Raw genomic sequence first — 21,644 nt, forward strand, 5'->3', positions numbered from 1 at the left:
CGCCGCCACTGAACGCACCGCCATGTGGCTGGTCGAAGCACCAGTCACTGAACCAGGAGAGTTTCATGCTGCGCCTTATCGTCCCCACCGCTGCCCTTCTGCTGGCCCTGCCCTTCAGCGCTCAAGCAGCCTCCCTGAATGACTTGAATCTGGGCAAGATGCTGGAAAAGGTTGCTGCTGAAAGTAACGTCGGCCTGCCTCGAGAAATCAATGAGAACCTTCTCGACCAAGGTTATACGGTCGATGGCAAACAGTTGATCGACCACATTAGCGTGCAATCGGCTTATGCCGACGAAATGCGCGCCAACCCGAAAGTGGTTTATCTGCAACTGGGCGCCAGCGTTTGCCGCAACGTGAACTACCGCAAGCTGATGGCCAAGGGCGCGATCATGCGTTACGACTTTTCGGAAAACAAAACCAATCGCCCTGTAGGCTCGGCCAGCTACCAGGAATCGGATTGCCCTGCGCAAACGGCACAAAAGAAAAAGTAATCACTTGAATCAGTGAGAACCTGCGCGTCGTTGCTCATCATCGGCGCGCAGCTCCGCCACCAGCGCCTGCAAATAAGGCGAGCGCCACTCTTGGCCTTCCAGGCGCCGACGACATTCCTCTTCAAGGCTCACGTGATTGCGCGCGGCCGCCGACTGCAGCAATCGATACAGTTGCGCATCGACCTCCAGAATTACCAGGCTCATAGCCTGCCTCCTTGCACTTGATCGCCAATCATTGCGCGATGATCCCCTACAGCTCCTGAAGCCTTGCGCCTTGCCCTGGACGCAATGCTGTCGTGTTGTGTCTGTAACTGAGTAAATCAGAGCCTTGGCCGTCCGGCACAGGTTCTGACGAGCGGTGACAGTCGGTTGTGAACTCTCAATAAGTGATTGCCAGCGAAGACTTTCGAGGACCATGATCAAGTCAGCGCAACTCACCACAAGCGTCTAGATTCAATGTATTGGTGTTTAATGTCCGGGGCAGAAAAGGGGCTGCCCATTCAGAGTCCTGTCGTGCGAACGTTTCTTTCATCCAAGGGATAAGCAGAACCCGTCTGGATGACTCGACCGCCACTTCAACGCTTCATGGTCAGGTCGGGTCGGGTGTAGTGCCCAGCCCTCTTGCGGGCTGAGAGCGACACAAGCGGTGTCGCGGCTCAGGCGAATTTCTCGTTCGAGCCGAAGGTTCTGTGTAGAAGGAGAAGTTGAATGCCTTACCAACCGAATGAGCTTCTGGTGCGTCATTTTCAGAGCATCGGCGTCGATCTCACCAGCAAGATCGAAGAGCAACTCAACCTGGTTTCACCCAATAGCCCGAATATTCCGATTTATCGCGACATGATGTTGACGGTCTTGCGCATGGCGCAAGAAGACCACAATCGCTGGAACGCCAAGATTACCCAGCAAACCCTGCGCGAACTCGAGCACGCCTTCCGTGTGCTGGAGCAGTTCAAGGGACGGCGCAAAGTGACCGTTTTCGGCTCGGCACGTACGCCGGTTGAACATCCGCTGTACGCCCTGGCCCGTGAACTGGGCGCAAAACTCGCCCAATCGAACCTGATGGTCATCACCGGTGCCGGCGGCGGCATCATGGCCGCCGCCCATGAAGGTGCAGGTCGGGATAACAGCCTTGGATTCAATATCACCCTGCCCTTCGAGCAGCATGCGAATCCGACCGTAGGCGGCACTGCCAACCTGCTACCGTTTCACTTTTTCTTTACCCGCAAACTGTTTTTCGTCAAAGAGGCCGACGCACTGGTGCTCTGCCCTGGCGGCTTCGGCACGCTGGACGAAGCCCTGGAAGTACTGACCCTGATCCAGACTGGCAAAAGCCCGCTGGTTCCCGTGGTGTTGCTGGATGCTCCTGGCGGCACGTTCTGGGAAAGTGCGCTGAACTTCATCCGCAATCAATTGGAGGCCAACCATTACATCCTGTCGAACGACCTGAAGCTGATTCGTCTGGTGTACACCGTCGATGACGCTGTGGCGGAAATCAATCAGTTCTACAGCAACTTCCACTCCAGCCGCTGGCTGAAACATCAGTTCGTGATCCGCATGAATCACAAACTCAGCGACCAGGCGCTCGAGCATATACAGGAGGCCTTTGCCGACCTGTGCCTGAGCGATCACTTTCATCAACATACTTACGCTGGCGAGGAGCACGACGAGGCTCAGTTCAGCCATCTGGTACGGCTGTCCTTCACGTTCAACGCCCGTGATCACGGACGCCTGCGTGAACTGGTCGACTACATCAACCAGCCGGAAAACTGGGCCACGGCTCAGCCGCCTCAGACGCCACAACGCAAACGGGAACAGATCAAGGTTACTTGAGCAAAAAAAGGCCCGACTATTTCAATAGTCGGGCCCTTTCAGTCAGTCATCCATTCCTCGGCCGCTGAACAAGCGGCCAATCATTTCCATGGAGTATCCCCGATAGGCGAGGAAGCGCCCTTGCTTGGCGCGCTCGCGGGCGTCTATCGGTAAATGCCCGGCAAACTTGCGTCGCCAGGTCTCCTCCAGGTTCTCCTGCCAACTGATTCCGCTTTCACGCAGGGCAAGTTCGATATCGGCACGTTGCAAACCACGCTGGCTCAACTCTTCGCGAATGCGCAAAGGACCGTAGCCGGAACGGGCACGGTAGGAAACGAAGCTTTCGAGGTATCGGGATTCGGACAGCAGCCCCTCTTCCGTCAGACGGTCGAGTGCTGTATCGATCATTTCATCAGAAGCGCCGCGCTGACGCAGTTTACGCGTCAGCTCGACTCGACCGTGCTCGCGTCGTGCGAGCAGGTCCATTGCGGTTCGCCGCACCGCGACGAGGGTATCGAGTACGGCGGTCATCGGATCAATCAGATATCAGCGTCAGCCAGATCATCGGCAGTCTCTTTGACCGGCGAAGCCTTGACGTCTGGAGTCGGCGTCAGCAGCTTGTCGCGAATCTGCTTCTCAAGAGTGGCTGCGATGTCCGGGTTATCCTGCAGGAACTTGGCCGAGTTGGCTTTGCCCTGGCCGATCTTGCTGCCGTTGTAGGCATACCATGCACCGGATTTCTCAACGAAGCCGTGCAGTACGCCAAGGTCGATCATCTCACCGTTGAGGTAGATGCCCTTGCCGTAAAGAATCTGGAACTCGGCCTGACGGAACGGCGAAGCCACCTTGTTCTTGACGACTTTGACGCGGGTTTCGCTGCCGACCACTTCGTCGCCTTCTTTCACCGCGCCGGTGCGGCGGATGTCCAGACGAACCGAAGCGTAGAACTTCAGCGCGTTACCACCGGTGGTGGTTTCCGGGCTGCCGAACATCACGCCGATTTTCATCCGGATCTGGTTGATGAAGATCACCAGGCAGTTGGCGTTCTTGATGTTACCGGTGATTTTACGCAGCGCCTGGGACATCAGACGGGCTTGCAGGCCCACGTGCATGTCACCCATTTCGCCTTCGATTTCAGCCTTCGGAACCAGGGCCGCCACGGAGTCGACGATAATCACGTCAACCGCGTTGGAGCGCACCAGCATGTCGGTGATTTCCAGGGCTTGCTCGCCGGTATCCGGCTGGGAAACCAGCAGGTCGTCGACATTGACGCCCAGTTTGCCGGCGTACTCCGGGTCCAGGGCGTGCTCGGCGTCGACGAATGCGCAGGTCGCGCCGGCTTTTTGAGCCTGGGCGATCACGGACAGTGTCAGCGTGGTTTTACCGGAGGATTCAGGACCGTAGATTTCAACGATACGGCCTTTTGGCAGACCGCCAATGCCGAGTGCGATATCCAGACCCAGAGAGCCAGTGGAAATAGCCGGGATCGCCTGACGGTCTTGATCGCCCATACGCATCACGGCACCTTTGCCGAATTGACGTTCGATCTGACCCAGGGCCGCAGCCAAGGCTTTCTTCTTGTTGTCGTCCATTAAAGTCCTCACGTAATCAATAAGGCCTGACGGCCAACACCTGTATAAGTAGCCAGTATTATTCCACAGCGTTTCGGGATCGCCTACCCCTCATTTGAGATTTCTCCGGCGGTATACTGCAGCAACCCCTCTAGCGCGGCCTTCACCGTTTGTCGGCGGACCTCACCGCGGTTACCGGGGAAGTGTCGGCACTCCGAATACACGGCATCTCCGATCCCCCAGGCCAACCACACGGTGCCCACCGGCTTGTTCGACGTACCGCCGTCCGGTCCTGCAATACCGCTGACCGCCACGGCAAAACGCGCGCGACTCTTGTGCTGGGCGCCACGTACCATGGCTTCGACCACTTCACGACTGACCGCCCCGACCTCGGTGAACAACTCGGCGGGCACATTCAGTTGCTGGGTCTTCTGCCGATTGGAATAGGTGACGTAACCCGCCTCGAACCACGCCGAGCTGCCGGCGATTCGGGTGATCGCTTCGGCGATCCCGCCACCAGTGCAGGACTCGGCCGTGCTGACGTGGGCATTGAGCACCTGCAAACGCCGGCCTAGTTGCGCGGCAAGCTGGGTGATTTCGTTCACGACTCTCTCCTCGATCAGGCGGGCATGCGCACTACCGTACACGAGCGAATCACGCTTGCAAGACGCAGGCTGGATCAAAATGTTAGCGAGCAAGCGCTCTGACATAGGCCTGACAGGCCTGCAAGGCAATCAGTCCGCGGTCGCCTGTGTCGGTGATGCCGATAATTCGTTGAGCATGCGCCGGCTCAAGTCGGGCTCGTAGGGTTCCATGAACCACGCCGCCGGTGCCGGAGGCGGCTGACACACCACAACCGGTGTCGGCTTCACGGGGGTCGACAAGGACTGACAGGCGCAAATCAGCAGTGGCAAGACGGTCGCGCAGGCGACCTTGATCACGTTGTGCATCGCTCAAGGCCTTTGAATAGGTTTGATCGCTGGCCTGAAGACGCTGCTCCAGGGCCAGGCGCTTGTCCTGTTCGGTGCGCTGTTGATTCGCCGCCGCCAGGGTCAGTTGGTTCAGCGCCTCGCCGTGCAACCTGGCTTGTTCCGCCAGTTGCCGACCGTAGCGCCAATCCTGAAGGTGCCAGGACACTGCCGCAGCACTGCCAGCCACAATGGCCAGCAGCACAGCGACGCCGATCACCCGGTACGAAAGTGGCATCAGACCGAAGGCTGGCATAACACCGCCCTCGCCCGTGTCCAGAGCTGCAAACGTTCTTCCAGCCCATTCAACCCGCCGTTGATCCTGCGGGTGATGCTGTTGAACTGCTCACGATCGGCCAGTTCATTCAAACCGTTCAGCTCCCAGAACCAGGCCGCCGATTCGGCCGCCCATTGCGGCTGCTCGAGCAACTCAGGCAGGGTCAGCAAACGCTCATCACCGAACAGTCCAAGGCTGCATCGACGATAATTATCGCGCCCGGTGATCTGAATCAGCCCACGCCCCCGATAGCGCTGACCATCACCGTCAGCTTCAGGCGTATTGCCCAAGCGGACGGCCAGCGTGCCGGTATCGTATTTGCTGAGGTACTGGTCGTTGCCCAACTCACGCACATAACGCAACTGCCCCGACTCATGGCCGATTTGTGCAAGGAACGCGGCGATGCGCTTGGGGGTGTTGATGTTGTGGCGGGTCATGGCGGTGTTGAGGGCAGAAACGAAAACGCCCGCTTGGAGGCGGGCGTTGGGCATTATTTTGAGCAGCTGCCCTTCTGTTACAGGCATGAGGATGTCCTTGATTTACTTTTGTTTAAGGCCGAAGAGCGAGCGCAGCGAATTTGTCGACTCCTTGGGTTCAGAAAACGTCAGAATCGGCCACTCGACTTCCAGGGGGTACCCTGTTTGCTGTTCGATGCGGTTCAAGGCAACGCAGTAGCGTTTCCAGTCCAGCAGCGCGGATTGCTCCTGTTGTGTGGCATCGCCCAGATCGACGGCGTATTGAAGAGGGGCGATGCGCATGGCGGCGTCGCGCAAGCGGCTGTCTCGCTCTTTCAGAACACTTGCCGATTCGGCTGTTTCTTTCGCCGATTGATCAAGTTGCCAGTCGCCATCGAGCCAAACGTAATATTGACCGGGCCAAGGTTTATCGGTGAGGCCATCAGGTAACTCACCCAATTGTTCCCAGGTGGTCGATGCGCCTGTTTGCATTTGAAATACTGTGCCGCGGCGGTCACGCAATGCCTGCGGAGCTCCGTTAACCCAGGCCCATACAAAACCGCTTTCGGGTTCGGCAAGCGCGTCAGATAACTCGACGGCATTACTCGGTAGTTGCACTCCGAGACCCGGCGTGACAAACAGCTCTACTGGACCATTCAGAACACCTGAATCGTCAACTAAATAATGAAACATGGACACCTCAGATAATCTTGATTCGACCTGGATAAGCAATATTTCGCGGCCGGGATTTAAAGGAGTAGAGCTGGGTATTAGCGGTATCCATCTGATAGGAAGTTCCTACAGGAAAAATAGGCCCACCATTGACGACTGCAAAGATGCGCGCTTCTTCCTGCGTATCCGCGCCAACCGCTGTAAGACTGTCGGACCATCGGGACCCCATGGCACCCGCGCCCTGAGCGCCAAACGCATAGGAATGGTAAGTACCGGATTGAGCCGATCCCGGTACACGTCCAGTGTCGACCGTTCGTCCCTCGGACAGTATCCGCAAAAACTCCCCTCGCCCCTCAGGTCCGCGGAATGTCAGCGCACCATCACCGGTGGTCCATCCGCCTTCATTACCGAGCCGACTCGCCTCGGTTTTCAGCATCCCGGACTGCTGGGCGTGATCCCACAGCCATGGCCATTCAGCTCGACTCAACACAGAACCGTTTAGCGCACCGTACCCACCAGGGCTCAGGAGCGTTGTCGTTTCAAAGAAGGGTCGTCCCAGCGGAACACCATCGAAGCGCCCGACGGGCCACCAGCTACCGAGGCCATCGCTGCGCAAATGCCACCAGTCTCCCGCCCCCATCAACACCAGAAATGGATAACCGGCGGGACGAAGGTGGGTATGAAACTTGATCGTGTCCGTCCCCATGCACTGGACTGTTAGCCGGTTGCCGCTGTTATCCAATCGCCTCACGATGACGTCACGCACACCCAGTGCTCCGTCGGCGGCAGGCAGCAGCAAGGTGGCTGCATCTGTCCCGGCACTAACCAACACCAGTCCCAACTCTTCAGCCAGCAATGCTTTGGAGCCCGAGACACTGGTTACCAATGAACGCATGGGGCTCGCCTTCGCCGTGATCATTTGCAACGCCTTGAGCAACTGACTGTTGTCAGCCTCAGACGGTGCCAAACCGACGCTCGTAATAACCGCCAACAGTTCCTGGGTAACACTGTTACCCCACGTCGCAGGAATCAAAGAGCCCGGCGTTCCAGAAACCACATCTTCATCAACGAACTTGCCATTCACCAGCCCTATGCCGGGGACACTTTTTGGATAATCCAAGATTTAACTCCTGATGAATTTCACCCCCCAACAGTGCTGACCGTTATAGCCAACAGTTAGAGAATCTACCTATCTAAACACTGGAAATAATCTCAGCCTGTGCAGCCTCTATAGGCTGCACAGGCTTCCTGATCCTCTTCTTTCTAACCGGAGCACTCACAACAACTGAAGTAATAACCAGCACTGGCCGCCCAGCAGTCGAGGGAAACTTTGAGGACGTCGGCCAACTTCGTAAATCACGGCGATAGGCTTGCAAACTTTCATATTCACTCATTGACAATGTCGTGCCAACGCCTGCTTCCAACTCATCACGGTGCCTAGCGACCAAGCCATCCGTATCAAGAAGCCGGGTATCACGCCAAGAGCGTTCTATAGCGGCGAGAGTTTCTTCAGAGGGGGGCAGTGGATCAACAAGGATGGGACGCCTTTCGCCATCAGCAACAATTAGTTTTCCATTACGCTGCCCCTCAAAAAGTACGGAATACTCAGCATCAGTAATTTCAACAGCACTATCCAGCAACTTTCTATCGTGTTCTTCCGAACAAAGGAACCCAAGCGTCTCTGCTACAAAATACTTACTCATTTAATATCCCCACACGAGAATCCGGCCGGCGATACCACTGTTAACGACAGGACCGTTATTACTCACAATATTCCTGACACGAGCAACAACGACGGACTTATTACTAGCCCCGGAATCGAACGCCCACACTGTAACGCTATTGGCAACCCAACCCGATGGAGATGCTTCGTTGGCAACCCCCCCCAAAACCGCGTTGGGAAACTGAATGGGAAGAGAAAGCGACATATTACCGTTCACATCAGAAGAACCGACTACCCACTGTTCAATCAGGCCGCTGGGGTACTTTTGAAATCCGACGCCGCTAAGCGATGCACTGTATGACGCTGAATACTTCAGACTGGCCGTACCATAGACTGTCCAAACCCCAGACTCTCTAACAAAGGTTGCATTTTCTCCATTATTCATCGTGATGGAGCTCAAAAATGCGCCTTGGGGACTAATCTGCGCACCGACCTTACTCGCGACGGTAATAGATCCATTACTACGGCAATGGAGACTAATTGTTGAGCCGCTGGGAACCGTTGCGGTATCCGGCAAGGTCACCGTATAACCAGAAGTCCCCCCCAGCCCTATTGAGCAACCCAAATCTGCTACCGTAAGCTGAGTCGCCGCCGTTATCCCCCGAGCATTGGCGTTATTGCCAAGCGCTCGCTGAACAAATTCCGTGGTAGCCACAGACTTCCCCGCATCGAACTGCGATGCTGTCACAAACAGGCTTGTGCTGCGTAAAGCACTAAGCATCTGATTATTTGATGTCTCGTCTGGCGTCAGGCCGGCGGCGTTGATGACATTCAAAACTTCCTCTGTCATCGCATTGCCCCAACTCGCAGGAATCAACGACCCAGGTGTTCCGGCGATCGGGTTTTCATCTACAAACTTGCCATTCACCAACCCTACGCTGGGTGTGCTTTTTGGATAATCCATAATGTTTGTCCTCCAGCCTTGTTTGACCGGGATATTTGAACGAAAACAAAAACGCCCACTGGGTTAGTGAGCGTCAGACATGTCTTTAAAGAAACTCGTACTCATCGTGGCCGGGGCTAACCCGCTGCGCTCTACTGCGACAGATCGCTCACGACGTTATGCAAGGCCAGAATGGCTGCATCGCACACTTCTTTCGCCCGTTCAGTCTTGCCCTTGGCGACTTGAGCCCTGATCTGCTCCTTGGCTTTCAAGCGCAGGGTGCGCAGGGTCAACAAGCTGTTATTGAATTCGGCCGATTTGCCAAGAATGTCGTCAGCAGCCTCTTGGGCTGTTCGACCTTTGACGGCCCATGCGCTCACGGACAGTGGGACGGCTTTTTTGGGGTAACCCGCGTCCTTGAAGGCCCGTGCATCGGCGGCAGCGCTCGCATATTCCATCGCGCGCAGCGGATCCCCGGTCAGAGCCTTGCGGACGCTGTCTGCTGCCGCGTCCACTCGGGAGCAAAGGTTTTCTGTTTCCTGACGCTCTACCGTTGTCACTCTGGCAGGGGTCAGCATCCTTTCAGCGCCATCCCATTCATCGCCTGAAGAAGGCTGAGGGGTATCAATTTTGGTTAATTCGTCATTGGAGACACAGTGCAGAGTCTCTTTCTGGACCCACTGTTCATCGGTGACCGGCAGAATACCCAGCATCACAGAGGGGGTAGCGTAGGCATACAACTCCGTGTCTTGCCACTCGATAACTGCACCGGATGTACGGCAATACAGCACTTGTTTAGTCATACTTTTACCACTCGATAATCATAAGGCCAGGCGCACCCGGACCTCCGGGCTGAGCAGTGCCAGGCCCTGGAATGTAGTAACCGCCAGCACCGCCACCTCCGGCACCGAAGCCATAGGCCGATCTCCCGACAAGACCCGAACTCATACCGGAGCGAGAAGAACTGCCTCCTGCGCCAAAAGGCCCACTTGCCCCTTGCCCCCCATAGCCAGCAGCCATATTGGCCGTGGTATCTGTCGCATCCCCACCCGCAGGAAAGCCCTCACCGCCTCTAGGCCCCGGAACAAAGCCCGCTGCATTCACGCCCGGATAACCTGGACTGCCACCAGTCAGCACCAGCAAAGCACCTGAAGAGCCGACCAGTGTGTTACCACCAGCTGTTGCTGATACGCCTGGACTCCCTCCAACTCCCGAGGCCCCGATGACAATGGGGATAACCTGCCCGGGCGTCACAGCCACCAGCAGTTTGATAACTGGTTGACCCGCCCCACCACCGCTGCCCCCCGAAGCTGTTGCACTAGAGCCCCCCGGACAAGCACCTCCGCCGCCTCCCCCAGCACAACCACTGAGCCAAATCTTCGTCACCCCGTCCGGAACAGTGAAATTACCGTTCGAGGTGAATCGCTGGATGCCGAGACCGGCAGTCGAACGACTGATGCTGCGAATGGCGCTCAAGAGCTGAGCAAGGTTGGACTCACTGGGAGTCAGGCCGGCAGCAGTGATCACCTCGAGAATTTCACTCGTCACCCCATTACCCCACGCCGCCGGAATCAGCGAACCCGGAGTTCCGGTCAGCGGGTTTTCATCGACAAACTTGCCGCTGATCAACCCGGCGCTGGGCACACTCTTCGGATAATCCATTTCCTATCCCCTAGTCATAATTAATGTGCACCAGCGTATGAGCCGGCGCACTGCGGTGGATCAAACACTCCAGCGCCGAGCCCGGGTTCATGCCAAAGCGCTCGCCCCAATAACTCGCCCCAAAACGCCGGCCCAGCAACAATCGTCCACCGGTATTCAGTGTCCACATGAACTGCGCCTGCCAGGTACCGAAGTGCGCCGCACCGAAACGCGAGCGGCCCATGCGCGGGGCTTCGAGTTCGGTGATGGTGGCGTTCGGGTAGCCCTGGGTGCGGGCGATTTCGACGAAGTAGCTGATTGCCTGGCTGCCGACTGCGAGCAGCCGCCGGCGTACCGCGAGGCGGCGGTCGTCGAACAGCGGGGTCAGGCCCAGGCATGGGTCGGGCAGGTTCATCACCCGTTCCCAGTCCGGCACCAGTTCGCTGACGCCGGCCGGGTCCATTTCGTTGAGCAGGTCGGCGGCGCGGGCGTCGAGACGTGCCAGTTCCTGGGAGACGCCTTCCAGGACTTGCTCCAGTTCCGGCACTCGCTCCGGATCCCAGGCCGGGCCGCTGGGCAGCAGGCTGCGCAGTTGGGCCTGGTATTGCTCGGCGGTTCTTATTGCAGCCATACGCAGCCTCCGAACGTCAGCAGCTGATTGCTCGCGGCCGTAACGTCGGCGGCTGGCGCGACCAGTTTGTGATCGCTTTCGCCAGTGGCGCTGCTGATGGCTTCGGCAATGTGGGTCAACAGCAAGGTTTCCCCGAGCCCGGCCTCACGGTTGTGCAGGTCGCGCAACTGCGCTTCGACGGCAGCGCGTACGGCGCTGGTGTCGGGGGTCAGGCGCAGACGGTAGGTCACCGGCATCTGCACCGGCGCCAGCACATGCAACTCGGCGGTAACCGGGCGTAGAGGCTCGATGTACGCCTGGACCAACGCCAGTTGCGTCGCGTCCGGAACCGGTTGCGGGTCATCGTCACGCATGACGAACAAACCGACAGTGCCTGGCCCCAGATAGCTGCCGCGACACCAGGCGCGGGTGATTCCCGGGCACTCCAGCGCCCAGGTTTCATAGTCTTGCGCCGAGCCGCCGTGAGGAATGATGCGGTACGAGCGAATCACCCGCGAGCGCAGCGATTCGAGGCTTTCGCGGGCAATGCCGCCAGTCAGGCCCGGCGCCAGCACGGTGAAGACTCCGCCGATGCCCTGGATCGGTTGCACCGGGATCAGCGTCATGCCTGCATCCGCATTGCCGAGCGATCCGGCGTCCAGCGCGGCGATGCTGGTGCTGTTGAGACCATTGCTGGTGGTGAGCGCGGCGGTCACTTTGTAGGTGCGACCGTCGCTCGATTGCAGCAGGGTGTCGACATCCAGCACCGCGCCCGCCGTGGCGCTGAAGCTGACGGCTCCGCGAGCGGATTGCGCCGCTTTACGCGGCTGGTTGAGGCGTAGCGCGGCGATGCGTTCCAGGGTCGGTTCATCGGCTTTGTCCGGCAGAATCTGCTCGGCGATCCAGTCCAGATAGCCATACAGGCCAAAGGCTGCACCGCCGAGGGTTCGGGCCAGAACTTGCGCATCGGACTGGCGCAGCGAATCGCTGGCCAGGTCGCTTTGGGTGCGCTTGATCAGCACCGGCAGCGAAGGCGTTTCAAACGGCATAGGTCACCTGCCAACTGTGTTCAGGGTTGATGTCCAGACGCTCACCGTCGGCCAGGGTCAGGACCGTGCGCAGGTTCAAGCGCTGGTCGTCGAGGCGTTCGCTGAGAATCTCGATGGCGCTGCAATGGCCGTCGTCGATCAGCCATTGCAGGGCTTCGCGGGCATAAAATTCGGCGTCGAGCTGGGTCTGCCGGGTCAGCTTGACCCGGCGCAACAACCACAGGCGCGAGCCGATTCGGTCGTCGGCCACCGTGGGGAAACTGTCGCCCCACCAGCCGAAGCGTTCGTCGTCATCGAGGAAGTCATCGTCGGCGGCGCGGCGCCAGGTGAAGAGGCTGATCAGCACCGAACGGGTCAATGCGGTTTTGAGGTCATGACTGATAAACATCACTGGCCTCCTGCGGGGGCAGCGGTCTGGCCGTTGCCCGGCTGGACGCCCGGATGCACGTGTTTGATCTGGCTGATACCGCCGGCGATCTGGTCCCCCTGGGAGACGATCTTGCCGGTCTGGGTCAGGGTTGGCGTGTCGATGTTCACAGCGCTGCTGGCGCGGATGTTCAGCGTGCTGGTTTCGATGTCGATGATCCGTCCGCGCTTGAAGTGGACCTTGTCCCCTTCGTCGGTGTAAATCGCCACTTCACCGGGCGCCAGCGCCTTGAGGCGATAGCGGCGATCGGCGACCACCAGTACCACGGCGTGGGAGCGATCGCCGCCGAGAAAGGTCGCGATACCTTCGGCACCGGCCAGCGGGTTACTGGTGAAACCGTAGGGCTCGAAGTGCTCCATGTCGTCGTTCACTTCGCCGGCAGTCAGGCGCATTTGCAGCGATTGCAGCTTGGTCGCCGAATTGGCGAGCACGACGGTGCCGCGCGCCAAGAGGCGTGTCAGTAGGCTCATTGGGTTTTCCTTGAATATCGGGTGAGGCCCGGCATGGCGATGCCCCCGTAGCAGCTGCCGAAGGCTGCGTTCGGGCGCGTAGCGGCCGTGAAACCTGTATCGACGATTAACCTGAAGTACCGCAGTGCCTGAATTCACGACTGCTGCGCAGCCGAACGCAGCCTTCGGCAGCTGCTACGAATTTATGTGGACTCAGGCTTTGAGCGGGGCCGGGTTGGCGTCGAAGGTATGCGGCGGCGCCACTTGCAGGGTGGTAATGGAGCCCTGTTCAGAGAGCGAGTAAGTGACCTTCGAGATCAGCATGTCCTGATCAAAACCCAGCACTTTGTCGATCACCCTGACCTGCGTGTTGTGCCGCCACAAATCGCCGTTGGATTGCCGCCAGCCTTGCACGCGATAGGTCGTCGTCAGGGCCTTGCCAGTGCGGGTGGCGCTTTCCCAGTCGGCGCGTTGTTGCGCCAGTTCTGGCGTCAGTTGCGCACTTTCGCTGATCACCGTGACCCGTTTGCGTTGGGCCGTAGCATCGGTCGCCACACCCGACACCTCGCTCACCGCACTGCCGCTTTTGCTGTCGCTGCCCTTGTGCTGGCCAATCACCCGGTATTCAGAAAACACCTGGCTGAAATCCATCGGCGCGTTGGCCGAGAGAATGTTCTTGCCCAGTTCCAGCACATCACTGGCCCGCCCGCCGCTGCCGGGTTTCGCCAACAGCACGCGGCCTTCGGCATCGTCGGTGGAGAACACCCGGTACAGGGTCAGCAAGCGGTCGATGGACTGAAACACCGTTTCTCCCGGGACGATGCTGTGTTTATTCAACTTGGCGGTTTGTGCGATCTCGCTGACCACGCTCACGCCATAAGGCGATGCCAGGGCCTGGACGATGCTCAGTACGCTTTGTTCCTGCCATTGGCTCGGACGGTTGATCGCCGCGCAATCCACCAGGTCCCGGGTCAGCGAACTGCCCTCGATACTCAGGCTGATCTGCTTGCCGTCGTAACTGACCGGTGCCTTGTAGACGTGTCCCGTGAGCACCAGGTCGCAACCGATCCGCACTTGGCAACGTGAGCCGGGTTTGATCGGCACCGCCAGGGTTTGCCCCGGCCATTGCCAGGTGATGTTGAGTGTGAAAGTACGGAACTGACGCTCCAGGTCCGCACTGATTTCCACACTTTTCCAGCCGCCATAATCCAGACCGTTAACGGTCAGGCTGACGGCGTTTGCAAGGTCGGTCATGGTCTACTCCCGGGCGATTTGCAGGCCGCCCGGGGGCAGGAATCCAAAGTGGATCACCCCGTTGCGTTGCGTCACTTCACTTACCCGAGTGGCATCCCCCAGGTATTTGTAGGTGAGCACCAGTGCCGGCATGCTCTGATTGGGAGACAACGTGATCAGCCGCACACCGGAAGATGCCACCGCCGTCAGATGCCCGAACAGTTGCTGGCGCATGGCGTTGAGCGCTTGATAATGCACAGCGTCCGCCTTGAGCGCGGCTTGCCAGATCGCTTCATTGAGCGCATCGCGCAAGGTCAGCACATCGTCGGCCACCGGCACGTCCACCCGCTGCACCGGTTGCACGGCTTGCTGCGCGAGGGACGGCGTGGAGTTCAATTTGACCACCGGAGTCGCCACCGGCATCCGCGCCACCTGATAGCCGAGCTTCACCAACAACGCGTCCTGCACCAGATTGGCCATGGCCTGAGCCGCCGCCACCGTGTCCTTGCCAGTGGTGAGCTTGGGAGCGTCGATCTTTTTCACCGCTTCAACCTGCTGCGAAGCGCTGGCGAGCACGCCACGGTAACCCTCACGAGCGAAGTCCCCGAGTTCCTTGATGTCACCCAGCAAACCCTTGAACTCCGCGCTCACTTCACGGGGCAGTTCCTTGATCGCCTTGACCAGCAAACTGAGTTCCTTGTAGGTCTCGATAACCTCCTTGAACTCATGCTCGATGACCTCGTAGACGTCTTTGAGGCTGTCGCGCAGTTCCTTGATGCCGATCCGTGCCGCCTTGATGAGGCTCATGGCATCTTCGAAGCGACCTACCATCGACCCCAACAAGCTGTCGGCCGACACCAGCAATTGCTCGCGAGTGTTGACCTGGGCGGTGGGGAACTGCAGCGGCTGGTCGGGGTAGAACTTCAGGGCGAACGTCACCAGCCCGCCGTCCTGACGGGTCTGGGTCATTTCGCATTCGCCGACCTTGACCTGCATCCGCCCCAGCCACGGATGAACCAACTCACCCGCGCCCTCCTCCAGCGCCTTGAGCAGTTTGTCACGCTGCTCCAGGCAATCGGGCCCAACGATAAACGCCGTCAGGTCGTGGATCTTCGCCTGTTGGCCAAGGCCCTCGAAGAACGGCTGGTCACGCTGGGGATACTCATGCAACTGACCTTTCTGGCCGACCGGGGTTTTCGCCTGATCGACCCAGAATCCGACGCCGCGAAACGACGCCGGCAACAAACGATCACGCCAACTCATTGGAACCTCCTAGAGACAGTGAGCGATAGCCAATCTGCGACGTCACGGCCAGGCCAGGCTGGTTGGTCTGTGGTTGATCGGTACGCATGCCGGCCGGTGCATTTTCAAAGCGCACCGTCAGGCCGCCTTCCAGTTGCGCACGGTTGTTGGCGACGCTTTGTTGCACCAGGGCGTTGGAGCCTTTCGGCAAATCGCTCGACAGCGACGCTTGATCGCTACTGGCACCGAAAAACGCTGGCGCCAGTTCACCTTTGCCTTCGGCGTTGGTTTTCTGTTGCGCCTCGGTCAAGCCTTCGACCTTGCCGGTGATCTTCGCGATGAAGCCACTGACACTGCCGCCGAACAGGTCCTTGATCGGTTCGATAATCGCCTTGAGCTTTTCCCACAGCCCACTGAACCACGCGATGATCGGCGTCCAGTGCTCGGTAATCATCGCCATCGGTGACCAGTCGAACAGCGTTTTGAACAGTTCCCCGACCGGGGCCGTGACACTGCTCAGCGAGTCCCACAAGCCCGAGAAGAATTCACTCAGTGGCTCCCACGCCGCACTGACCTGCACCATCGGCGACCAGTCGAACAGACCTTTGAAGAAGTCCACCACCGGTTGAGCCATCACCTCCAGGGTTTGCCACAACCCCGAGAAGTAGTTGCTCAGCGGGTCCCAAACTGCGCTGACCAGCGCCATCGGTGACCAGTCGAACAGACCTTTGAAGAAGTCGACTACTGGCGCCGCCAGTGCACGCAACACATCCCAGGTCGCCGAGAAAAAACCAACCAGTGGCTTCCAGTTGTTGAGCACCATGCCCAGCGGCGACCAGTCGAAGAGCTTCTTGAAAAAGCTCATCACTGGCACAGCCAAAGCCCGGAGCAAATCCCAGATCGCTGAAAACAATCCAACCAGCGGTTGCCAGTTGCTAACGATCATCCCCAACGGAGTCCAGGAAAACAGTGTCTTGAAGAAGTCGATGACCGGCACAGCAACGGCTTTGATCCCTTGCCAAAGCGAACTGAAGAAGCTGCTGACCGGACGCCAGTTGGCGATGATCATCCCTAATGGTGTCCAGCTGAAGATCACCTTGAACGCGTCGAACAGCAGCGAAGCCGCCGCTTTGATAGCGTCCCAGAGCGCGGCGAACACCTGACTGATCGGCCCCCAGTTATTGATGACCAGCCCCAGCGGCGTGAAGGCGAACATCGTCTTGAAGAACTCGACCATCGGCATGACAACCGGTGCAATCTCTTGCCAGAGCCCGGCGAAAAACGCCGAGATCGGCTTCCAGTTTGCAACGATTACCCCAGCCACCAACGCAATGCCCATGGCTATCAGCATCAGCGGACTGGTCTTGAGCACCGTGCTCATCAGATCAAGCGCTTGTGAAGCCCCCGTAACCGCCGATTGAATGGCCGAGAACGCGATAGCGCCCGCGGCAATGCCCTGGACCAGTTCCGGGTTGTCGTTGAGCAACGTTCCGACGCCATTGAGCAACGGCTCGAGACCGACCACCACCGCGCTGACTGCCGGCAGCAATGCGGCGTCAACCGCGACCGAGACCTTGTCCATCGAAGCGCTGAAAACGTTCAGGTTTTGCGCAGCACTTTTGGGTACGCTCGGTACATCGACGTTTTTTGCCGTCTCACCGACCTCAGCCAATTTGCCCTGGAACGCTGCCGCCGACTTGATACCTTCGACGAAGGGCGTGACCACGCTACCGCCCTTGAACAACCCGCTGATATCCAGCTTGCCCAGGCCGGCCTGCTCAAGGTTGTTTTTGAAGCCATCGACTTTCGCCCGAAGGGCCGCGAGCTTGGGTGACAGTTCATCGATGCCTGTCAGCAAGACCGCTTTTTTCTCAATCTTTTCTGTCTCTGCCATCACTGCACCTGCTGCATCGCATTGATCCGTTGCGCGTGCTCCAGTGATTCGCGGAGCACGTCCAGTGGCCGGGCCATCATCTGTTCGGGGTCAACCTTCCAGAACCAGGCCAGGTCATAGGCGACAGCGATCAGGTCGGAGATGGCGCCGATGCCGCACTCATGAAAAAACTCGCGACGGCCCAGCTCAACGCGTTGAGGTCAGCCAGGTCCAACTGGTTGACCGACGACGGCGGGATGCCGGCGCAGACTGCGATGTATTTGGCCGCGACATCCATGTCCAGGCTGACTTCTTCGCTCTTGTCGATCTTGTACGGCAACGCTTTGATCGCCCGCACTTCCTGCACCGTCGGACGGCGCAGGGTCAGTTCGGTCAGCGGCTCGCCGTGGGCCTCGATGGCCACTTGCAGCTTCACGGCTTGAGTCATTGCCAGGTCCCCTTCACACCTTCGAAGACCAACGCGATAGACGCGTCATCGCCCTTGGAAATCGGCGCATCGACCAGGTAGGCACCGGCCAGCACGAAGACTTTGCCGTTGCTGAATTCGCAGGTGACGGTCATGTCGGTACCGGCGATCAGCTGCTTGAGCGGGAAGTCCGGGGTGTGCAGTGCCGTCACCTTGAACGATGGGGTGATATCGGTTTCCTTGTAGAAACCCGGCACCAGTGTTTCGCGTTTGGTGGACATCAGCGGCGCTTCGCAGCCACCGTTGATGGTCAGTTGAGCGCCGTCCACTTTGACGTAGCAGGTGCCCGCAATCAGTTGACCCATGGTGTTTCTCCCTTCAATAAAAAGCCCACGCGAGGTGGGCACAAATCACACAGTGAAACGCGGCACTCAGGCCGCGTTGTCGTACTGCAAACGGAATTGGTTGAGCAGCGCGAACACACGCAGGCCGTTGATGTAATCCGGCGGGAACAGCACGTTGACGCGGCTCGGGTCCTGGCTGTCGCGCTCGACGATCAGGTGTTCGGCGAACAGCTCGGCGTTCTCGACGTGGCCTTCCAGTTCGAGCTTGGCGTACTGGGCGATCAGCTCACCGCGAATGGTGCTCGGGGTCACGATCGGCTGGCCGGCACCGAAACGGGTGCCGTCGGCGGCCAGTTTGTGGCGGCCGTACTTGCTGGTAATCACGCTTTGCAGACGACGCACGATGAACGCCGACTGGTGCATGGTTTCGCTGTCCAGGTAGGAGTTGTCTGCCTGACCGTAAGCGTTCTTCTGATAGGTAGTGATCGCACGCTGAATGCGCACGTAGCCGCCTTCGTAGTACGCGGTAGCGATGCCGTAGTTGAGCAACGACTGGCGCTCGGTCAGGGTGAAGCGCTCACTGGCCGGAGCCGGTTCAACGCCCGGCAGGCTGCCGCTTTGGGTCGGACGGCTGGCGTCGGCAGAGATGAACACCGAAGTCCGCGCAGCCAGTGCGGCAGCCTGAACCCAGAACGGTTGAGGGACACCCAACTCCAGCGCCTGAATAGTCATGTGCTGGTCGTTGCGGGTTTGACCGGCGGCAACCAGGGTGCCAACGGTGCCGCGTTTGGCGGTGTAGACGTGACCGAACAATTGCTTGGCCCACGACCAGCGACCGACGCTGTCATCCATGACGGCTTGCCAGGTATTGAGGGTCGCAGTGTCAGTCCACGGCATGCAGATGAATTCGAACGGCTCATCGCCGAGTGCAGCGACTGCCGCCACCTGATCCGGCACGCCAGCGCCACCGGCCATTGGGGTGATGGCGGTGGTCAGGCCAGCCGGTGTGTCTTCGCCATTGCTCTTGCCGAGGCGATTGAACTGCAGGCTGATGTCGTTGGCGCTGTCACCGGTCCATTTAGCGGCCAGGGTAATCACGCCTTCAACCGCCGCGGCGGTGACCGGCAGGTCGGCACTGGCGTTGATTTTCAAGGCCAGTGCCGTTGCGGCCTGAGCCGCGGTTGCGGCATTAACGACAGCCGATTGAACACGCACGCCACCGACATACAGGTTGAGCACACCGCTTTCGGTTGCGGTGCCAGTCAGGGTCAGCACGCCTTTGGCAATGCTGCCCACGGTGTTGTGCACCGGCAGGCACCAGATTTCGCCGACCGGGTCGGTCTTGCGCCAGGTCTCGTACATCGAGGCCAGCATCGAGCCTTGGCCGCCGATGCTTTTGGCCAGCGCCACGCTGGACACCAGCACCAGTTTGCCGACTTCGGCGCTGGCAACGTTGTCGTTGACCTGAGCGACGATCAACCGGCGCATGGCCGACGACGCGCTATTGGCTGCCGAATTGTCCATCTCGGCGTAGAACAGCGGAACACGAATGTCCGCAGGAATGTTGCTGAATCCGATCGCCATTATTTGGCTCCCTGTGGTGTTGCCGCTTCCACGGCTTTGGTAGTGATATCGCCATCGGCCAGACGTCGACGCCACCAGGCGTTGTCCGGCACTTCACGGCCTTCGAGAGGCAACAGATCGCCCGCTTCCGGGTCGGGCACGGCACGGCCTTCGGCCGGCAGCACAGTGATGCGTTTGCTCATTGCTTTACGTCTCCAGAAAAAGTCAGTTCCAGGCGCCCGTCAGGCCCCGGACGTTTCAGGTTGGGGTCCGCCGGATCGATCGCATCGACCCGCACGGTCACCCCGGCAAAGGACGACAATCCGTCCAGTTCACGCTCGTGCCAGCTCTCTGCCGGCTGACCTGGCAGATTGCGGCCGAGCTGAAACTCGGTAAAAAAGCGCAGGCGATACAGCGCACGACTGCTGTTGATGGAAACCAGTTCGCCGCCGTCGTAGACGATGGCGTCGTAACCGCTACCGGGCTTGAAACCCACCAGTGCGCGCCAGAGTTCGGCGCGCAGGTCGTGCAACAGATCCAGCGCTTTTGTAGCGTCCGTGGTGTCGAGCACCAGGGTCACTTCGAAACGGTCGCGGATCGGTTGCAACATCAGGTTTTGCGCCAAGCTTTTGCTCGCCAGATCGGCGAGCGGCACGACGTAGGCACATGGGGTTTGCAGCGGTGTGTTGGTTTGCAGCGTGGCGAGGTCTAAGCCTGCGGCCACGCGATTGGCCAGGGTTGGGCATTGCTCACGCAACTGCGTGAGGATCGGCGTGATCTTCATGAGGGCGCTCCAGCGTTTTATGAAAGGCACCGCTCTTGTAGGAGCAGAGCTTGCTCGCGATGGCGGTGCGTCAGTCGCGGTGATGTTGAATGTGCTGCCGCAGGCGATCTGACCGGAGCCTGGATCAGGCGATGGCGTCAGCATTCGGGTCAAGGCAAGTCGCCTCGATCATGCAGCGATAGCTATTGGTGCGATCGCCGCTGGCGGTGACTTTATCGATCGACCAGCGCCCACGCATAAAGCCCGGCCACGTGTCGTCCAGCACTACCAGCCCTTCAGCCGAAAAGTCAGGATTACCCGGACAGCTGATTTTTACCCTGAGCTTTTCACGGCCCATTTTGCGCACTTCGGCTTCGCCGACCGCCTGCGCTTCTTCCGCACTTTGGCAGCGCTGGCGCACGGTCTTGAACGGCGCGAGCCCGGTTTCAACCACCCGCAGCAAACCGGCTGCGGCGTCCCACCAACTGATCTTGCAGCCCTGGCTTTTGCCCCGGGCGGAGTCATCGAGGGTGGCGGTGATAAACGCATGATCGCCGGGGCGATTGTTGTGAGTGACCGACAATTTCACGTCCGGCAATACTTTGCCCGACAACGATTTGACCTGGCCTGGCCGAGCCAGCACATACAGCTCATTGACCGGTTTGGCGATGGCGCCGTACTTGCTCGCCAAGCGCGTGATAAAACCCATGTCGGTTTCATTCGACTGGTCGATGTGCTCGACCTTTTTCAGCGCCAATGCCGGGTCCACCCTCGGCGAAAAGCCGTGCCTGGCTGTCAGCTCGCGAAACAATGCGCCGAGGGTAGTCGGGCCATGGCTGGCCGAGCGGCGCTGCTGAAATCCGCTCTCGTCTGCCGCACTGAACGGCGCGGCGGTAGCCACCAAAGACACGCGAAACGGGAACAGCGTCGGCGTGCGTCGGGTTACCAGAAACTGGCCTTTATCCACCAGCCCGGATTCCAGATAACCCACGAGCAAGCCGACTTTCCCGCCCAGGCTCGGCAGCCCTTCAAGGCCTTCCAGATCGAGCACCAGAGTCAGTTGATCGGACTCGATACCGGCGGCATCGATGTGCTCCCAACTGATCAGGCGCTGATTGATCAGGGCCGCGTTGGCCCCGTAAATTTCTACCGCTGGCGTGAACCCCAATGCCAT

Annotated in this window: 27 protein-coding genes; 2 read left to right on the forward strand and 25 right to left on the reverse strand. The window is 59.1% G+C overall.

Features of this window, described 5'->3' with window-relative positions:
- The first annotated feature begins 65 nt into the window (after window positions 1–65).
- Window positions 66–491 carry a PA3611 family quorum-sensing-regulated virulence factor gene (locus tag AC1RJ3_RS04695; RefSeq protein WP_019692124.1) on the forward strand — a complete coding sequence of 142 codons (426 nt, stop codon included), beginning with the start codon at window positions 66–68 and terminating at the stop codon, window positions 489–491.
- 9 nt (window positions 492–500) lie between these two features.
- Here the strand turns inward: AC1RJ3_RS04695 and AC1RJ3_RS04700 are convergent, their stop codons facing one another.
- A complete protein-coding gene (locus AC1RJ3_RS04700; RefSeq protein WP_054595969.1) occupies window positions 501–695 on the reverse strand; it encodes a hypothetical protein in 195 nt (64 codons plus the stop codon).
- A 504-nt stretch (window positions 696–1,199) separates the two neighbouring features.
- Between AC1RJ3_RS04700 and AC1RJ3_RS04705 the strand changes: the two genes are divergently transcribed.
- On the forward strand, window positions 1,200–2,321 hold the full coding sequence (locus AC1RJ3_RS04705) for an LOG family protein (protein ID WP_054595968.1): 1,122 nt from the start codon (window positions 1,200–1,202) through the stop codon (window positions 2,319–2,321).
- A 42-nt stretch (window positions 2,322–2,363) separates the two neighbouring features.
- Here the strand turns inward: AC1RJ3_RS04705 and recX are convergent, their stop codons facing one another.
- The 24 genes from recX to AC1RJ3_RS04825 all read right to left on the reverse strand — a co-directional run bounded on the left by recX (window position 2,364) and on the right by AC1RJ3_RS04825 (window position 21,644).
- Window positions 2,364–2,831: a recombination regulator RecX gene (recX, locus tag AC1RJ3_RS04710; protein WP_054595967.1), complete on the reverse strand. Its 468-nt coding sequence runs from the start codon at window positions 2,829–2,831 to the stop codon at window positions 2,364–2,366.
- Between the two features lie 8 nt (window positions 2,832–2,839).
- Window positions 2,840–3,892 carry a recombinase RecA gene (gene recA / locus AC1RJ3_RS04715; protein WP_054595966.1) on the reverse strand — a complete coding sequence of 351 codons (1,053 nt, stop codon included), beginning with the start codon at window positions 3,890–3,892 and terminating at the stop codon, window positions 2,840–2,842.
- A gap of 83 nt (window positions 3,893–3,975) precedes the next feature.
- Complete coding sequence (locus AC1RJ3_RS04720; RefSeq protein ID WP_103315479.1) at window positions 3,976–4,476, reverse strand: CinA family protein; 501 nt, start codon at window positions 4,474–4,476, stop codon at window positions 3,976–3,978.
- Between the two features lie 82 nt (window positions 4,477–4,558).
- Complete coding sequence (locus tag AC1RJ3_RS04725; protein WP_493077673.1) at window positions 4,559–5,095, reverse strand: lysis system spanin subunit; 537 nt, start codon at window positions 5,093–5,095, stop codon at window positions 4,559–4,561.
- Window positions 5,077–5,640 (reverse strand): glycoside hydrolase family 19 protein, encoded by a 564-nt coding sequence (locus AC1RJ3_RS04730; protein ID WP_493077675.1) that lies wholly within the window; start codon window positions 5,638–5,640, stop codon window positions 5,077–5,079. Before AC1RJ3_RS04730 ends, AC1RJ3_RS04725 begins: the two co-directional genes overlap by 19 nt.
- 15 nt (window positions 5,641–5,655) lie before the next feature.
- Window positions 5,656–6,264: a tail fiber assembly protein gene (locus AC1RJ3_RS04735; RefSeq protein WP_493077677.1), complete on the reverse strand. Its 609-nt coding sequence runs from the start codon at window positions 6,262–6,264 to the stop codon at window positions 5,656–5,658.
- Between the two features lie 7 nt (window positions 6,265–6,271).
- Window positions 6,272–7,363, reverse strand: a complete 1,092-nt coding sequence (locus AC1RJ3_RS04740; protein WP_493077679.1) for a phage tail protein — start codon at window positions 7,361–7,363, stop codon at window positions 6,272–6,274.
- A gap of 73 nt (window positions 7,364–7,436) precedes the next feature.
- A complete protein-coding gene (locus AC1RJ3_RS04745; protein ID WP_493077681.1) occupies window positions 7,437–7,946 on the reverse strand; it encodes a hypothetical protein in 510 nt (169 codons plus the stop codon).
- Window positions 7,947–8,870, reverse strand: coding sequence for a gp53-like domain-containing protein (locus AC1RJ3_RS04750; protein WP_493077683.1), 924 nt, complete (start codon window positions 8,868–8,870; stop codon window positions 7,947–7,949). It abuts the gene before it with no gap.
- A 131-nt stretch (window positions 8,871–9,001) separates the two neighbouring features.
- Complete coding sequence (locus AC1RJ3_RS04755) at window positions 9,002–9,652, reverse strand: hypothetical protein (RefSeq protein WP_493077685.1); 651 nt, start codon at window positions 9,650–9,652, stop codon at window positions 9,002–9,004.
- Between the two features lie 4 nt (window positions 9,653–9,656).
- Complete coding sequence (locus AC1RJ3_RS04760; protein ID WP_493077687.1) at window positions 9,657–10,511, reverse strand: glycine-rich domain-containing protein; 855 nt, start codon at window positions 10,509–10,511, stop codon at window positions 9,657–9,659.
- Between the two features lie 10 nt (window positions 10,512–10,521).
- A complete protein-coding gene (locus tag AC1RJ3_RS04765) occupies window positions 10,522–11,121 on the reverse strand; it encodes a YmfQ family protein (protein ID WP_347929107.1) in 600 nt (199 codons plus the stop codon).
- Window positions 11,109–12,149 carry a baseplate J/gp47 family protein gene (locus AC1RJ3_RS04770; RefSeq protein ID WP_493077689.1) on the reverse strand — a complete coding sequence of 347 codons (1,041 nt, stop codon included), beginning with the start codon at window positions 12,147–12,149 and terminating at the stop codon, window positions 11,109–11,111. The genes AC1RJ3_RS04765 and AC1RJ3_RS04770 overlap by 13 nt, the downstream gene beginning before the upstream one ends.
- A complete protein-coding gene (locus AC1RJ3_RS04775) occupies window positions 12,139–12,537 on the reverse strand; it encodes a phage GP46 family protein (protein WP_054595959.1) in 399 nt (132 codons plus the stop codon). Before AC1RJ3_RS04775 ends, AC1RJ3_RS04770 begins: the two co-directional genes overlap by 11 nt.
- Window positions 12,537–13,046, reverse strand: a complete 510-nt coding sequence (locus AC1RJ3_RS04780; RefSeq protein ID WP_054595958.1) for a phage baseplate assembly protein V — start codon at window positions 13,044–13,046, stop codon at window positions 12,537–12,539. The genes AC1RJ3_RS04775 and AC1RJ3_RS04780 overlap by 1 nt, the downstream gene beginning before the upstream one ends.
- A gap of 192 nt (window positions 13,047–13,238) precedes the next feature.
- Window positions 13,239–14,279: a phage baseplate assembly protein gene (locus AC1RJ3_RS04785; protein ID WP_493077692.1), complete on the reverse strand. Its 1,041-nt coding sequence runs from the start codon at window positions 14,277–14,279 to the stop codon at window positions 13,239–13,241.
- Window positions 14,280–14,282: 3 nt separating this feature from the next.
- Window positions 14,283–15,521 carry a DNA circularization protein gene (locus AC1RJ3_RS04790; protein WP_427544602.1) on the reverse strand — a complete coding sequence of 413 codons (1,239 nt, stop codon included), beginning with the start codon at window positions 15,519–15,521 and terminating at the stop codon, window positions 14,283–14,285.
- Window positions 15,508–17,394 (reverse strand): phage tail tape measure protein, encoded by a 1,887-nt coding sequence (locus AC1RJ3_RS04795; RefSeq protein WP_493077694.1) that lies wholly within the window; start codon window positions 17,392–17,394, stop codon window positions 15,508–15,510. Before AC1RJ3_RS04795 ends, AC1RJ3_RS04790 begins: the two co-directional genes overlap by 14 nt.
- A gap of 130 nt (window positions 17,395–17,524) precedes the next feature.
- Window positions 17,525–17,821, reverse strand: coding sequence for a phage tail assembly protein (locus tag AC1RJ3_RS04800; RefSeq protein WP_054595954.1), 297 nt, complete (start codon window positions 17,819–17,821; stop codon window positions 17,525–17,527).
- A complete protein-coding gene (locus AC1RJ3_RS04805) occupies window positions 17,818–18,165 on the reverse strand; it encodes a phage tail tube protein (protein WP_054595953.1) in 348 nt (115 codons plus the stop codon). Before AC1RJ3_RS04805 ends, AC1RJ3_RS04800 begins: the two co-directional genes overlap by 4 nt.
- Window positions 18,166–18,231: 66 nt before the next feature.
- A complete protein-coding gene (locus AC1RJ3_RS04810; RefSeq protein WP_427533347.1) occupies window positions 18,232–19,728 on the reverse strand; it encodes a phage tail sheath subtilisin-like domain-containing protein in 1,497 nt (498 codons plus the stop codon).
- On the reverse strand, window positions 19,728–19,910 hold the full coding sequence (locus tag AC1RJ3_RS04815; protein WP_054595951.1) for a DUF2635 domain-containing protein: 183 nt from the start codon (window positions 19,908–19,910) through the stop codon (window positions 19,728–19,730). Before AC1RJ3_RS04815 ends, AC1RJ3_RS04810 begins: the two co-directional genes overlap by 1 nt.
- Window positions 19,907–20,491, reverse strand: coding sequence for a phage tail terminator protein (locus AC1RJ3_RS04820; RefSeq protein WP_493077697.1), 585 nt, complete (start codon window positions 20,489–20,491; stop codon window positions 19,907–19,909). The genes AC1RJ3_RS04815 and AC1RJ3_RS04820 overlap by 4 nt, the downstream gene beginning before the upstream one ends.
- A gap of 124 nt (window positions 20,492–20,615) precedes the next feature.
- Window positions 20,616–21,644, reverse strand: a complete 1,029-nt coding sequence (locus AC1RJ3_RS04825) for a phage late control D family protein (protein WP_493077699.1) — start codon at window positions 21,642–21,644, stop codon at window positions 20,616–20,618.

The sequence above is a fragment of the Pseudomonas sp. GW822-FHT04C11 genome, assembly GCF_058800905.1.